The organism is Streptomyces johnsoniae (assembly GCF_031845565.1).
Lineage (GTDB): Bacteria > Actinomycetota > Actinomycetes > Streptomycetales > Streptomycetaceae > Streptomyces > Streptomyces johnsoniae.
This window is the reverse complement of sequence record NZ_JAVREV010000007.1, coordinates 256,182-269,136: the sequence shown is the minus strand read 5'-3', so window position 1 is coordinate 269,136 and position 12,955 is coordinate 256,182. Positions and strand designations below refer to the sequence as shown.

General features: G+C 72.1%; 12 protein-coding genes. 2 read left to right on the top strand and 10 right to left on the bottom strand.

Going from position 1 to position 12,955, the window contains the following annotated elements:
• Positions 1–258: 258 nt before the first annotated feature.
• Complete coding sequence (locus tag RM779_RS15275) at positions 259–1,554, top strand: serine hydrolase domain-containing protein (protein ID WP_311618239.1); 1,296 nt, start codon at positions 259–261, stop codon at positions 1,552–1,554.
• 24 nt (positions 1,555–1,578) lie between these two features.
• Here the strand turns inward: RM779_RS15275 and RM779_RS15270 are convergent, their stop codons facing one another.
• The 5 genes from RM779_RS15270 to RM779_RS15250 form a co-directional block, all read right to left on the bottom strand.
• On the bottom strand, positions 1,579–3,129 hold the full coding sequence (locus RM779_RS15270; RefSeq protein WP_311618238.1) for a polyamine aminopropyltransferase: 1,551 nt from the start codon (positions 3,127–3,129) through the stop codon (positions 1,579–1,581).
• Entirely contained in the window at positions 3,126–3,566 is a 441-nt protein-coding gene (locus RM779_RS15265) for a DUF350 domain-containing protein (protein ID WP_311618237.1), read from the bottom strand. Before RM779_RS15265 ends, RM779_RS15270 begins: the two co-directional genes overlap by 4 nt.
• A gap of 100 nt (positions 3,567–3,666) precedes the next feature.
• Complete coding sequence (locus tag RM779_RS15260) at positions 3,667–4,101, bottom strand: DUF4247 domain-containing protein (RefSeq protein WP_311618236.1); 435 nt, start codon at positions 4,099–4,101, stop codon at positions 3,667–3,669.
• On the bottom strand, positions 4,098–4,598 hold the full coding sequence (locus RM779_RS15255; protein WP_311618235.1) for a DUF2617 family protein: 501 nt from the start codon (positions 4,596–4,598) through the stop codon (positions 4,098–4,100). The genes RM779_RS15260 and RM779_RS15255 overlap by 4 nt, the downstream gene beginning before the upstream one ends.
• Entirely contained in the window at positions 4,595–5,224 is a 630-nt protein-coding gene (locus tag RM779_RS15250; protein WP_077061541.1) for a DUF4178 domain-containing protein, read from the bottom strand. The genes RM779_RS15255 and RM779_RS15250 overlap by 4 nt, the downstream gene beginning before the upstream one ends.
• Positions 5,225–5,514: 290 nt before the next feature.
• On the opposite strand from RM779_RS15250, the gene RM779_RS15245 reads away from it, so the two are divergent.
• A complete protein-coding gene (locus RM779_RS15245) occupies positions 5,515–6,465 on the top strand; it encodes an ArsR/SmtB family transcription factor (RefSeq protein WP_311618234.1) in 951 nt (316 codons plus the stop codon).
• A gap of 30 nt (positions 6,466–6,495) precedes the next feature.
• On the opposite strand, the gene RM779_RS15240 is transcribed toward RM779_RS15245, so the two are convergent.
• Genes RM779_RS15240 through RM779_RS15220 form a run of 5 tightly spaced genes read right to left on the bottom strand, consistent with a single transcriptional unit; the run spans position 6,496 to position 12,897 of the window.
• Positions 6,496–7,413, bottom strand: coding sequence for an oxidoreductase (locus tag RM779_RS15240; RefSeq protein WP_311618233.1), 918 nt, complete (start codon positions 7,411–7,413; stop codon positions 6,496–6,498).
• A gap of 56 nt (positions 7,414–7,469) precedes the next feature.
• On the bottom strand, positions 7,470–9,773 hold the full coding sequence (locus tag RM779_RS15235) for a beta-xylosidase/alpha-l-arabinosidase (RefSeq protein WP_311618232.1): 2,304 nt from the start codon (positions 9,771–9,773) through the stop codon (positions 7,470–7,472).
• A gap of 49 nt (positions 9,774–9,822) precedes the next feature.
• Positions 9,823–10,722, bottom strand: a complete 900-nt coding sequence (locus RM779_RS15230; protein WP_394813297.1) for a carbohydrate ABC transporter permease — start codon at positions 10,720–10,722, stop codon at positions 9,823–9,825.
• Positions 10,719–11,624 carry a carbohydrate ABC transporter permease gene (locus tag RM779_RS15225; RefSeq protein WP_311618231.1) on the bottom strand — a complete coding sequence of 302 codons (906 nt, stop codon included), beginning with the start codon at positions 11,622–11,624 and terminating at the stop codon, positions 10,719–10,721. The genes RM779_RS15230 and RM779_RS15225 overlap by 4 nt, the downstream gene beginning before the upstream one ends.
• Before the next feature lie 7 nt (positions 11,625–11,631).
• Positions 11,632–12,897: an extracellular solute-binding protein gene (locus RM779_RS15220; protein ID WP_311618230.1), complete on the bottom strand. Its 1,266-nt coding sequence runs from the start codon at positions 12,895–12,897 to the stop codon at positions 11,632–11,634.
• Positions 12,898–12,955 lie beyond the last annotated feature (58 nt).

Here is a 12,955-nt window from a genome sequence, read left to right as displayed (position 1 = left end):
CGTTGCTCCGTTGCTCCGATGTCCCTGCCGAGGACGCTACGGAAGCGGGACCAGCGGTGACCATCCGGCCGCCCGGCGTGCGGATGGTGGGGCCAGCCCCCCTGCCGTGACGCCGTCGGTGGGGCGGGGTGGACGTGGTGTGAAGAGGGCGGGTGCGGGGCGGGGCGCCGTGACGTGCGCCCTAGGGTGAGGAACACAAGTGATTCAACCAGTGATTCAACCAGTGATTCCGCAAGTCATCGGGAGTTGAGGATCGTCGTGCGTTCCCCCACACGCAAGCAGGCGGCGCTCGTCGCCGGCACGCTGCTCGCCTCGTTCACCATTGCCGCTCAAGCCGTCGGCGTACCGGGCGGCGGCGGTGACGACGCGCCGCAGGACCCAGGCCCTGACATGGCGGGGGTGCGGGCGGCGCTGACCGAGGCGACCGAGCTGGGCGCCCCCGGGGCGATGGCCCGCTACGACGGGCCGGACGGGGCGCTGTCCGAGGTCGTCGGCGAGCGGGAGGCCGGCTCCGGGCTGCCGATGGACACCGACGCCCAGTTTCGCATCGGCAGCGTCACCAAGTCCTTCTCCGCCGTCGTGCTGCTCCAGCTGATCGGGGAGGGCGCGGCCGGGCTCGACGACCCGGTGAACGACCACCTGCCGGGGCTGCTGCCCGACGACCGCATCACGCTGCGGCACGTGCTGAACCACCGCAGCGGGCTGTGGGACTACAGCAACGACATGTTCACGCAGACGGTGCCCGGCTTCGAGGCGGTGCGCAACGAGGTCTACCCGCTTCAGGACCTGGTCGGCCTGTCGACGGCCGAGCCGCTGACCGTCGAGCCCGGTTCGGCCTACGCCTACTCGAACGCGAACTTCGTCGTCGTCGGCCTGCTCGTCGAGCACCTCACCGGCCAGTCGCTCGCCGAGGCGTACCAGGAGCGGATCATCGGTCCGCTGGACCTGGCGGGCACCGCCTACGTGCACCCGGAGAACACGATGCCCGGGGAGCACATCGACGGGCACCTCACTCCGGACGAGGCCGGTCAGCCACTGGTGGACTCCACGGAGCAGACGGCGTCGTGGGCCCAGTCGGCCGGGGCGATGATCTCCACGCCCGGCGACCTGAACCGGTTCACGAGCGGGCTGCTCGGCGGGGAGCTGCTGGCGCCCGAGCAGCTGGACGTGATGCTTGAGGTGATGCCGACCGACGACACCGGCACCCGGCACTACGGGTTGGGCCTGCGGCGCTACGACCTGTCCTGCGAGACCTCGGTCTTCGGGCACACCGGCACGGTGCAGGGCTACTACACCTACGCGTTCACGACCGAGGACGGCGAGGAGAGCCTGGCCGCCACGGCGAACACCTCGAACAACGGGGTCGTGAACACCGCGCTGGGCGAGACCCTGGAAGCCGCGTTCTGCGGCGCCGAGGCCCCGGCGGCGCCCGAGGTCGCCGAGCGGAACGCGGAGCCGAACGCGGAGCCGAATGCGGAGGAGAACCCGGAGGAGAACGCGCGCTTCGTGCCGCTGGCCGAGCCGGACCTGCCGGCGGAGCAGCAGCGGAACTGACGACCGGTCGCGTTCAGCCGGATCTCAGTCGAACTGCCACTCGCGCTGGGCGTATTCGAGCACGACCGGGTCCATCAGCGTGCTCGCCCGTACGTCCCGCTCCCTGCGGTCGACGGGGAAGACGGTGGCGGCTCGCAGTACCGCGTCGTCCAGGAAGCGCAGCCGGGGAGCGTCGGGCGCCAGCCGCAGCCGCGGCGGCGTCCGGCCCCGGTCGGCCAGCACGAAGCCCCAGTTGCCGAAGCTGGGCACGTCCACCTGGTAGGGGGTGGTCGCGAAGCCCGCCGCGCGCAGCGTCGCGTCGACCGACCAGTACGTGCGCGGGGCGAAGAACGGCGAGCCGGCCTGCACGACCAGCCGGCCCTCGGGGGCGAGCACACGCGAGAGCATCGTGTAGAACTCGACCGAGTACAGCTTCGCGGTCGCGATGTCCTCGGGGTCGGGGAAGTCGACCAGCACCGTGTCGTACGGCCCGGGCGCGTTCCGCAGCCAGCTGAACGCGTCCGCGTTGACCACCTCGACCCGCGGGTCGGACAGCGCGTCCCGGTTGAGGTCGCGCAGCGGGCCGTACCCGGCGCCGAGGTCGGTCATCGCCTTGTCCAGCTCGACGAGCGTCACCTCGGCGACGTCCTCGTACCGCAGCACCTCGCGCAGCGCCAGGCCGTCGCCGCCGCCGAGGATCAGCACCGAGGAACGCTCCGGGGCGGCGGCGAACGCCGGGTGCACCAGCGCCTCGTGGTAGCGGTACTCGTCGAGCGAGGAGAACTGGAGATCGCCGTTCAGGAACAGCCGCATGTCCGCGGTCTCCATGAAGCCGATCGACTCGGTGATGACGATTTCCTGGTACGGGGTGCGCTCCGCGTGCACGATCGGGTCCCGGTACAGGCGCTGCCTGGCCGTCATCTCGATATCGCCCGCGTACACGTACGCGCCGGTCAGCACGGTCAGCACCACCGCCATCCCGGCCAGCAGCGCGCCCTGCACGAACCTGCGGGTCTGCCGCCGGAAGATCCACAGCACGGCGGCGACGCCGGCGACCGCGTTGACCGCGCCCACCACCAGCACGCCCTTCAGCTGCCCGAACGTCGGCAGCAGGAGCAGCGGGAAGCAAAGACCGCCGACCAGCGCCCCCAGGTAGTCCACCGCGAACATGTCGGCGACGGCGCCGCCCGGCTCCTGCCGCCGGATGCGCTGGAGCAGCGTCATCAGCAGCGGGATCTCCGCGCCGATCAGCAGGCCCACGACGAACGCGACCACCGTCATCGCCGGGGTGTAGATCCCCACCCAGGCGAACATCACGTACAGCAGCAGCACGGACAGGCCGCCGATCAGGGCCAGCAGCCCCTCCACGACGGCGAACGCGCCCACCGCGCGCCGCTGGAGCGGCTTGGCGGCCAGCGAGCCGACGCCCATGGCGAAGACCATGATCGACAGGACGAGCGAGGTCTGGAAAACCGTGTTCCCGATGAGGTAGCCGCCGAGCGCCACGAGCGCAAGCTCGTACACCAGACCGCACGCGGCGCACAGGAACACGGTCAGCAGCAGGAAGAACCGCGCCAGCCGGGGCCGCGCCGTCACGAGAGTGCCGCGCCGACCATCAGGGCCGTGCCGACGTAGACCGCGCCCTGCACCCAGGCGGCCGGGTGTGCACGGCCGTCCTGGTCCTCCAGCACCATGGCCCCCATCGGACCGGGCGTGATGGCGCCGACCACCGCGAAGACCAGCGTCATCACCACGACCCCGGCCAGCCCGTAAAGACCGGTGCTGAGCAGGCCGTAGCCGAGGCCCTCCTCGGACTCGCTGGCGCGGATCGCCTCGGCGATCACGAGGCCGACGCCGAGCATTTCACCGCCGAGGACGACGGCCGCGCCCTTGTTGCGTTCCTGCCACACGACCTTCGCGAGGTGCCCCGGCGTCACCAGGTCGAGGGCGTAGAACGCCACCGCCATCACCGCGAATCCGACGACGCCGTAGAGCACGGCCTCCCCGGCGGATTCGAGTATCTCTCCCACCATGTGCTTCTTCGCCTTCCGGTTCCGATTCCTTCGGTTTCCGTGCGCTGCTCGCTCTGCGCTGCTCGCTCTGCGCTGCTCGTTCCGGGCTATGTGCTCCGCGCTACTTGCCCGAGCCGGGGCCGCCGCCCCTGAAGTCGCCGCCGCTCCTGCCCTGCGACGCGGGCCACCGGTGGCCGACGTGGCTGCTGTAGCGCGAACGGCCGGAGTCGTAGTCGTCGATGTCTATCTCGCTGCCGCCCGACGTGTGCGGCAGCACCGCGACGATGTCGTCGTCGTAGCGGAGGAAGACCATGCCCTCGCTGTCGATGCGGTCCTCGGGGCGGCGTTCCCCCTCGATCTCCGAGGCGACCGCGGTCGGCCGGTCGGCCGCGTCGCGGTAACGGTCGTCGGCGCCGGCCCGCTCGTAGGTGTCGGCGATCCACGCGCGCGGCGCGTCGTCGTCCTCACCGCTGCCGCCGCCGCAGCCGGCGGCCAGCAGCATCAGCGCGCCGGCGGCCGCGGTCGCGGTCGCGGAAAGGGTCCTGGTGCGGTTCACGGTGCCTCCAGCCGGGTGCGGGTTTCCACGATCTGGCCGGCCTGCGGGTACGCGTGCCAGGTCCGCCAGGTGATGACGTCCGCCGCGCGTTCCGCGGCGAGTGCGGTCACGGCGTCGGGCGAGCCGGGGAACACGCCGCACAGCGCGCCCTCCCGCCCCGCCGTCCGCTCGCGCAGCGCCCGCGCCCGTGCGGCGAACTCGCCGGGGGCGCAGTGCCGTACGCGTGAGACGAAGCGGTAGCGCCAGCCGTCGACGGTCTCCGTCACCTCGCTCGGCGGGCCGTCGCCCGGCCGTCCGGGCAGGCAGGCCAGGGTTTCCGTGACCGGCCCGGCGTGCACCTGGTGCGAGGCGCCGAGCAGCCGCAGCTCCACGCCGACGCCGCCGAGGTCGACCCGGGTGACGGCCAGCGCGTCGCGCGCGGGCAGCCCGAGCGCGAACCGGAGCTGGTCGGCGCGCGTGTCCAGGTAGGGGGCGGCCAGCTCGATGCCGGGGCTCACGCGTCGCCGCCCGGATAGATGACCAGCGTGCCGCCCGGAACGCGTTCGCCGAGGGACACCTCCCAGGTGCCGCGCCCGCCGTCGCCGAGGAACCGTTCGAAAGCCAGGCCGCGTCCGCCGGGCGCGTCGAAGTCGGCGTACTCCATACGGCCGGTCGCGCCGAGCCCGGTGGTGCCCTCCGAGCGGTAGTCGGCGGTGCCGTGCTCGCTGCGGTGGTAGGTGACGCCCTCGACCGTCAACGTCTTCTTGCTGGGCAGGAGTTCGTCGCCGCGGTACTCGGTCCACAGCACGACTTCGAGATCGGGGTCCTCCTCGACGGAGAGCCAGCGGCGCCCCTCCTCGGTGCCGTCCATGGCGTCGAGGTAGTGTTCCGACCAGGTGAAGCCGCCCTGCCGCAGCCTCAACGAGCCCCGGACGAAGAGTCGTTCACCCAGGTACTCGACCATGTCGCCGGCCTTCAGCCGCCGCGGGTCGCCTGCGGTGTCCTGACCGGGGTCGAACGGATCGCGCGGCGCGCGGCGTGCCGCCGCCTTTCGCGCCGCTTCCCGCGCGCGTCTGACGCGCAGCAGCACGGCGACCGCGGCCGCCAGCGCCACCACTCCGGCCAAGGCCAATATGAGGCCCATCGGCCCACCCCCGTTGCTCATGCCTCGCCTTGAGTCGGCAGAGTATGACACGGGTACGGTCCGGCATCCGCTCGGGGGGCCGACCGCGGGCGGACGAGGAAACGTTGCGCCACGCGGACGGCTTGGTCACCAGTGGTCGCTCCCCCCGGAGAACCACTGATCCCCCCGTCCCCGAGCGGTGCCGGAATGCGCCCCACCCTCCATGACAACAGCCGGGTCCGGCCAACGATTTCGACGTAGGCTGAAACTCCGTGGTCAGCGGAACGGGGCGCTGCAAGGGAGGTTGCACGGTGCTGCGGATTCACCTGACCGGCGAGGATCTGGCGCGCATCCGCATCGCCGAGGGGCCCGATCCGATGTGGGAGACGATGCTCAGCTCCCACCGCTTCCGGGACCGGCGCGCCCAACACATCTACGGGCCCTGGCGGCTGGCGGCGCGCCGCCGCATCCGCGCGCTGCCCGGCACCCTGCGCGCCCTGGTCCCGCCCACGGGCTACTTCCCCGACTTCCTCAACCCGCTCGCGGCGCAGGAGGGCTGGGACAGCGCCGTCGAGGCGCTGCGCGCCACGCCGCGCCGCCGCCTCGCCGCCGACATTGCGCTGCTCGCGGCCGGGCAGCCGTCGCTGCCGCACTGGGTGCGGCTGCTCGCCGACGGTGAACGGGAGGCGGTCGAGCAGCTCGTCGCCGACCTGGAACGCTACCGGCGCGCGGCCCTCGACGCGGCCGTGTGGCAGCGGGTGCAGGCCGACGTGGACGCCGACCGGGCGGTGCGGGTGCGGCATCTGCTGGCCGGTGGGGCGCAGGGCCTGCTGGCGGGGCTGCGCCCGGTCCTGCGGTGGAACCCGCCGGTGCTGGAATCGGACTACCCGGTGCGGCGCGAGCTGTTCCCCGGCGGCAGAGGGCTGCTGCTGGTGCCGTCGTACTTCTGCGGGCGGCAGCCGGTCACCTACGCGGACAAGGAGCTGACGCCCGTCGTGGTCTACCCGGTGGAGCACGCCGCGCCGCCGCGGCCGAGCCCCTCCGCGCTGGGGCGGCTGCTCGGCGGCACGAGGGCGCGGGTGCTCGGCTGCATCGAATACGGCACGACCACGGGTGAACTCGCCCGCCGCGCCGGGGTGTCGCCCGCCTCGGCCAGCCAGCACGCGCGCGTGCTGCGGGACGCGGGCCTCGTGCGGTCGGTGCGGCGCGGCAGCGAGGTGCTGCACACGCTCACGCCGCTGGGCGCCGACCTGCTGACCTGACCGGCGGCCCCGGCGTGGGCACGGGCGGGGTCACACCTGCCAGCGGACCCCGGTCAGCTCCTCGGAGGCGTGCCACAGGCGGGTGGCGGCCGCGTCGTTCCGCGTCCAGGGCGCGCGCCACGATCCACCGGGGCCGCCGCGCGGGGTGCGGGCGCCGAGCACGCTGGGTCCTGTGAACGAATCGGGGGCCACGCCGGGCGCGGTCGCCGCGTACAGCGAGGGCGTCGCGCCGGCCTCCGGCGGCGCGGCGAACAGCCGGGTGCCGGCGCGCGCGACCCGCTCCTGGAAACGGCTGCCGGCCAGTCGCGCGCCGCGGGTGTGCAGCCCGGACTCGGCGTAGCCGGGGTGAACGGCGGCGGCGACGACGTGCCGCCCGCGCAGCCGCCTGGCCAGCTCGTGGGTGAACAGCAGGTTGGCCGTTTTGGAGCGGCCGTACGCCACCCAGCGGCCGTATTTGCGCTGGGAGTTGAGGTCGTGCATGTCGAGGTTGGCCAGCAGGTGCAGCAGGCTGGAGACGGTGACCACGCGGGCGCCGGGGCTGGCGAGCAGGCGGTCGAGCAGCAGCCCGGTGAGCGCGAAGTGGCCCAGGTGGTTGACACCGAACTGCATCTCGAAGCCGTCGGCCGTCCTGGCGTAGGGGACGGCCATCAGACCGGCGTTGTTGATGAGCAGGTCGAGCCGCCGCGCGCCCCACTCGACGGCGAACGCCCGCACCGACGCCAGGTCGGCGAGGTCGAGCAGCCGCAGCTCGGCGCGGGCCTCGGGCACCTCGTCGAACAGCCGCTCCAGCGCCGTCTGCCCCCGGTCCTGGCTGCGGCAGGCCAGGACCACGCGGGCGCCGCGGCGGGCCAGCTCACGGGCGGTCACATAGCCGAGACCGCTGTTGGCGCCCGTCACCACCGCGGTGCGGCCCTTGAGGTCGGGGATATCGCGTACGGTCCAGCCCATGCCCCCAGGGTAGGCCCGCACCGCGGTGGGTGGTGAGACGAATACGTAACGTTACGTCACGCCGGATGCACCGGATGCACCGGATGCACCGTGACGGGGCAGCGCAGGCGCCGGTCGAGGCCAACGCGGCGTTCGGGTCCGGTGAGCGTCACCGGCACCGTGTGCCGGATGTCCTCGCTGGAGGCGGCGAGCCGCAGTTCGAGCGCGCCCGGCTCGACGATCCGCTCACCGGGGGCGAGCGTGTAGGCGGTCAGGTCGGCGTGGAAGCCGAGGCGGACCTCGGCGGAACGGCCGGGTTCGAGCGTGACGCGCGTGTAGCCGATGAGCCGGTTCACCGGGCGGGTGACGCGGGCGACCGGGTCGTGCAGGTAGAGCTGCACCACCTCCGTTCCGGCCAGGGCGCCGGTGTTGGTCACGGTCAGCCGCACGGTGGTCCCGCCGTCGGTGCTCAGCTCGGTGGCGTCGGCCGAGGCATCCTCCCAGGCGAACGACGTGTAGGAGAGGCCGTGCCCGAACGGGTACAGCGGGGTGGGGTCGATGTTGCTGGCGTCGCCCCGCCGGCCGAGCGGCGGCGCCAGGTAGGGGGCGGGCTGCGCGCCCGGGCCGCTGGGCACCCCGACGGGCAGCCGGCCGGAGGGGTTGATGCGGCCGGAGAGCACGCCCGCGAGGGCGCCGCCGCCCTCCTCGCCGGGGAAGAACGTCTGGACGCAGGCGGCCAGCCGGTCCGCGAAGCGGCCAAGCGCGTAGGGCCGCCCGGTCAGCAGCACCAGCACCACGGGGACGCCGATGTCCAGCAGCCGGTCGAGCAGCTCGCCTTGGCCGTCGGGGAGTTCGAGGTCGGCGGCGTCGCAGCCCTCGCCCGAGGTGCCGCGGCCGAACAGGCCGGAGCGGTCGCCCGCCACCATGACGACGACGTCGGCCCCGGCCGCGTCCCGCGGGGTCTTCGCGAGCGTGACGTCCGCGCCGGGGAATTCGGCGCGCAGCGCGGCGAACGGGCTGGCCAGGTCGACGCCGACCGGCAGCTCCGGATGCCGCACGCCCACGTGCCTGGGGAACGTGTAGCAGCCGAGCAGCGGCGCGACGTCGTCGGCGAGCGGCCCGGCGACGGCGATCCGGGCGCCCGGCGCGAGCGGCAGGGCGTTGTCGCGGTTGGCGAGCAGGACCACGGACTCCTCGGCGATGCGCCGGGCGGCGTCCCGCAGGGCGGGCGGGTCGAGGTCGACGGGCGCGTCCGCGGCGAGGGCGGGCGGCTCGGGGGACCAGTCGGCGTCGAGGAGGCCGAGTTCCGCCTTCTGGGTGAGCACGCGCAGCACGGAGCGGTCGACCAGCTCCTCGGCGACCTCGCCGGACTGCACGGCCTTGAGCAGCGGCGTTCCGTACGCGCGCTGCGCGGGCAGCTCGACGTCGATGCCGGCGGCGAGTGCGAGAGCGGCGGCTTCGGCGGGGGAGCCGGCGACGCGGTGGGTGAGTTCGAGGAAGGAGACGGCGAAGTAGTCGGAGACGACGGTGCCGGCGAAGCCCCACTGCTCGCGCAGCAGTTCGGTCAGCAGCCAGGCGTCGCCGCTCGCGGGCACGCCGTCGAGGTCGTGGTAGGCGCTCATGACGGAACGGGCGCCGCCCTCGCGCAGCGCCATCTCGAACGGGAAGAGGACGATGTCGGCGAGTTCGCGCGGGCCGATGGACACCGGCGCGTGGTTGCGGGCGCCGCGGGAGGCGGCGTGGCCGGCGAAGTGCTTGAGGGTGGCGACGACGCCCGCGGTTTCGAGGCCGCGCACGTAGCCGGTGCCGATGGTCGCCACAAGGTAGGGGTCCTCGCCGATGGTCTCCTCGGTGCGCCCCCAGCGCGGGTCGCGCAGCACGTCGAGGACGGGCGCGAGGCCCTGGTGGATGCCGACGGAGCGCATCGAGTCGCCGATGAGCCGGGCGGCCTGCTCGACCAGGTCGGGGTCGAAGCTGGCGCCCCAGGCGAGGGGGGAGGGGAAGATGGCGGCCTGCCAGGCGGCGAAGCCGGTGAGGCATTCCTCGTGGACCAGCGCGGGCACCGAGAACCGGTTCGCGTCCGCGATCCTGCGCTGGTCCTCCGCCAGGGCCTTGGTCTTCTCGGTGGGGTCCACCGGGGCGGTGCCGAAGGGCCGGGTCAGCTGGCCGAGTCCGTCGGCGAGGAGCGACTGGAGGTCGGGCGTGGCCGCGTTGACCTCGGACTGCATGGGGGCGACGTCGGCGTCGTCGCCCTCGCCCGCGTCCGAGCCGGGCCAGATCCCGACCAGTTGGGCGAGCTTTTCCTCAAGGGTCATCCGGGACAGCAGTTCCGCGGCACGGGTCTCGGCCGGAAGTGTCGTGTCCTGCCAGGGGCTGTGCATAAGGCTCCTTGTCTGGGCGGCCGTGGTTCCGGGGACGGACCCCGGGGCTCTAGCGGCCGCCGACACCCATCAGACCGTTGATCAGCTGACGGCGGGCGAAGAGGTAGGCGGTGAAGATCGGCACGATGGACAGCACCACGGCGGCGAGCAGCGCCGGGATGTCGACGCGGAACTCGCCGACGTAGTCGTACAGGCCGAGGGTGAGCACCCGCGTCTCCGGTGACTGGGTGAGGATCAGGGGGAAGAGGAAGCCGTTCCACGCGCCGAGGGCGGAGAAGACCCCGACGGTGGAGATGCCGGCCCGGGAGATGGGCACCACCAGCTGGAGCAGGATGCGGGTCTGGCTCGCGCCGTCGAGAGCCATCGACTCGTACAGCTCCTCCTCGATGTCGCGCATGGTGCCGACGAGGATCAGCACACTCACCGGGAGGGCGAACGCCGCGGTCGGCAGGATGATCGCCAGCAGCGTGTCGTAGAGCTGGAGTTCGGTGATGATCAGGTAGACGGGGATGATCACCGCCTGGGAGGGGATCGCGAGACCCAGCAGGAAGATCTGGAAGATCCGCCGGGAGGCGCGCGACCGGGTGCGCACGATGCTGTAGCTGACGGTCACCGCGAGCACGATGGCGATGGCCGCGCAGGAGGCGGTCACGATCGCCGTGTTGAGCAGGTAGCGCGGGAAGTCGCTTTCGAGGACCGTCCGGTAGGCGTCGAGCGTGGGTTCCGTCGGGAGCGACAGGGGGCCGTTGTCCAGGTACGACTGGCGCGTCTGGAGGGTCGAGGCGACCAGGATGTACAGCGGCACCATGACGATGACCAGCCACACCAGGACGCCGACGCCGGCCGGGTAGTTGGCGCGGCGCAGGCGGAGCGCGCGGGCGGCCCGGGGCCGTTCGCCCGGGGTCCGCTCCCGGACGCCGGCCGGGCGCTTGTCGATGGTCTGGGTCACAGTCCCTCCCGGGTGCTGCGCATCTTCGTGAACCCGGTCAGCCGCACCAGCAGCAGGGAGGCCGCGGTGGCGACGACGACGAGGGCGGTCGCGACCGCGCTGGCGTACCCGAGGTCGAACGCCTTGAACCCGGTGTCGTACATGAGGTACGGAACGATCGCGGTGGCGTCGCCAGGGCCGCCGCGGGTGAGGATGAGCACGGTGTCGAAGTAGGTGAGCGCTCCGACCACCATCAGCACGGTCGAGGTGACGATGGTGTTGCGCAGCTGCGGCAGCGTGATGTGGAAGAACTGCCGCACCGTCCCGGCGCCGTCGATGGCGGCGGCGTCGTAGAACGAGCGCGGGATCTGCCGGGCACCGCCCTGGTAGATCAGCATGTGGAACGGGACGAACTGCCAGCCGGTGACGAACAGTACGGCCGCGAAGGCGCCGCGTTCCGAGCCGAGCAGGTCGGCGCTCTCCAGGTTGAGGAAGTTCGCGATGTCCGGGGCGAGTCCGAAGTTCGGGTCGAAGATCGTGCGCCACAGCAGGGCGAGCGCGACGGAGGACGCGAGCAGCGGCACGAAGAAGATCGCGGACAGCACGGCGCGGTTGCGCTGGCGGCCGGCCGCCCAGACACCGAGGAGCAGGACGATGGGCGTCTGCGTCAGCCAGGTCAGGGCGGTCAGGAGCAGGCTCAGCCAGACGGCGTTGCGCATGCCGTCGTCGTTCCAGAGCCGCGACCAGTTGTCCATGCCGGACCAGACGGGGTTGCTCAGGCCGTTCCAGTCGGTGAACGACAGGTAGCCGACGATCGCCATGGGGGCACCGGCGAAGAAGAGGAAGAAGAGGGCGCCCGGAATCGCCCAGGCGATGCCTGGGCGACCGGTGCGCGGTGCGCTGGGGTTCTTATCGAGCTTCACGGGGTCCCTACAGGGCCTGTGCGGCTTCGATGAAGTCCTGCGGGCTGAGCTGACCGCTGAACAACTGCTCGATGTTGTCGATGAGCGGCGCGGCCTGCCCGGCGGGCAGCGCCTGGTCCCAGGAGAGGGTGAAGGAGGAGGCCCCGGAGATCATGTCCCACTGGTCCTGCGCGTATTCGGGGACGGGGCTGGAGGCGATCAGGCTCTCGGCGTTGGTGGTGGCCGGGATGTCGCCGTTGTCGATCAGCGCCTGTGCGTATTCCTCGGTGGCGTGCACCTTGAGGAACTCGATGGCGGCGTCGAGGCGTTCACCCTCGACCTGTGAGTTGACGGACCAGTAGTTGGTCGGGTTGCCCACGACGGCGGAGGGGTCGCCGGCGCCGCCCTCGATGACGGGGAACGTGGTCCAGGCCAGCTCGTTCTCGGCGAACTCCGGCTGGTTGGTCAGCTGGTTGGAGAACTCCCAGTTGCCCATCAGGTGCATGGCGGCCTCGCCCTGGGCGAAGAAGGTGGAGGCGCCGTCGGTGGTGTAGCTGACGGAGCGGAAGTCGTTGCCGAAGGCCCCGGCGTCGACCAGCTCGACGGCGGTCTCGATCGCTTCGAGGGCGGCCGGCTCGCCCCAGGCGGAGGAGTCGCCGTTGCGGATGCGTTCGAAGATCTCGTGCCCGCCCTGGCGGTCGAGCAGGTACTCGATCCACATCAGCTCGGTCCAGGCGTCGGCCCCGGCCAGCGCGGCGGGCGTGATGTCCTGCTCCTGGAAGGTCTCGACGAGCGAGAAGAGGTCGTCGAGGGTTTCCGGGGGCTGGACGCCCGCCTCGTCGAAGATCCGCTGGTTGTAGAAGAGAGTAACGGTCTGCACGCCGCGCATGGGTATGCCGTAGTAGCGGCCGTCCACCGTTCCGGCGTCGAGGATGGTGGGGAGGAAGGCGCCCTGGAACTCCTCGTCCTCGGCGAGGGTGTCGGTGAGGTCGACGAGCATGTCCTCGGCGACGAAGTCGCTGATGCTGCCGCCGCCCCAGTTGAAGAAGATGTCCGGGGCGTTGGAGCTGCCCATGGCCGTTCGCATGCGGTCCTGGTAATTCTCGCCGGGGACCTGGGTGAGGTTGATGTCGATGTCGGAGGTCTCGTTGAACTGCTCGACGAACTCCTCCTGAATCGTGGACGATCCGTCCTGGTAGGTCCAGACCTCAAGGGCGTTGCCGCCGCCGCCCCCGGGTCCTTCACTGCCGCAGGCCGCGAGGACGGGTGCGGTCAGCGCGAACGCTGCCGTCACCGCGAGGGTTCTGGTCCGCCGGGGTCGCCACGGGTTGAGGCTTCGCATCGCTCACCTT

Excerpts from the sequence above, each read along its gene's own strand:
- RM779_RS15265 (WP_311618237.1), bottom strand. The coding sequence starts at position 3,566 with ATGGTGGGAGAGATACTCGAATCCGCCGGGGAGGCCGTGCTCTACGGC.
- RM779_RS15250 (WP_077061541.1), bottom strand. The coding sequence starts at position 5,224 with ATGGGCCTCATATTGGCCTTGGCCGGAGTGGTGGCGCTGGCGGCCGCG.
- RM779_RS15240 (WP_311618233.1), bottom strand. The coding sequence starts at position 7,413 with ATGGGCTGGACCGTACGCGATATCCCCGACCTCAAGGGCCGCACCGCG.
- RM779_RS15235 (WP_311618232.1), bottom strand. The coding sequence starts at position 9,773 with ATGCACAGCCCCTGGCAGGACACGACACTTCCGGCCGAGACCCGTGCC.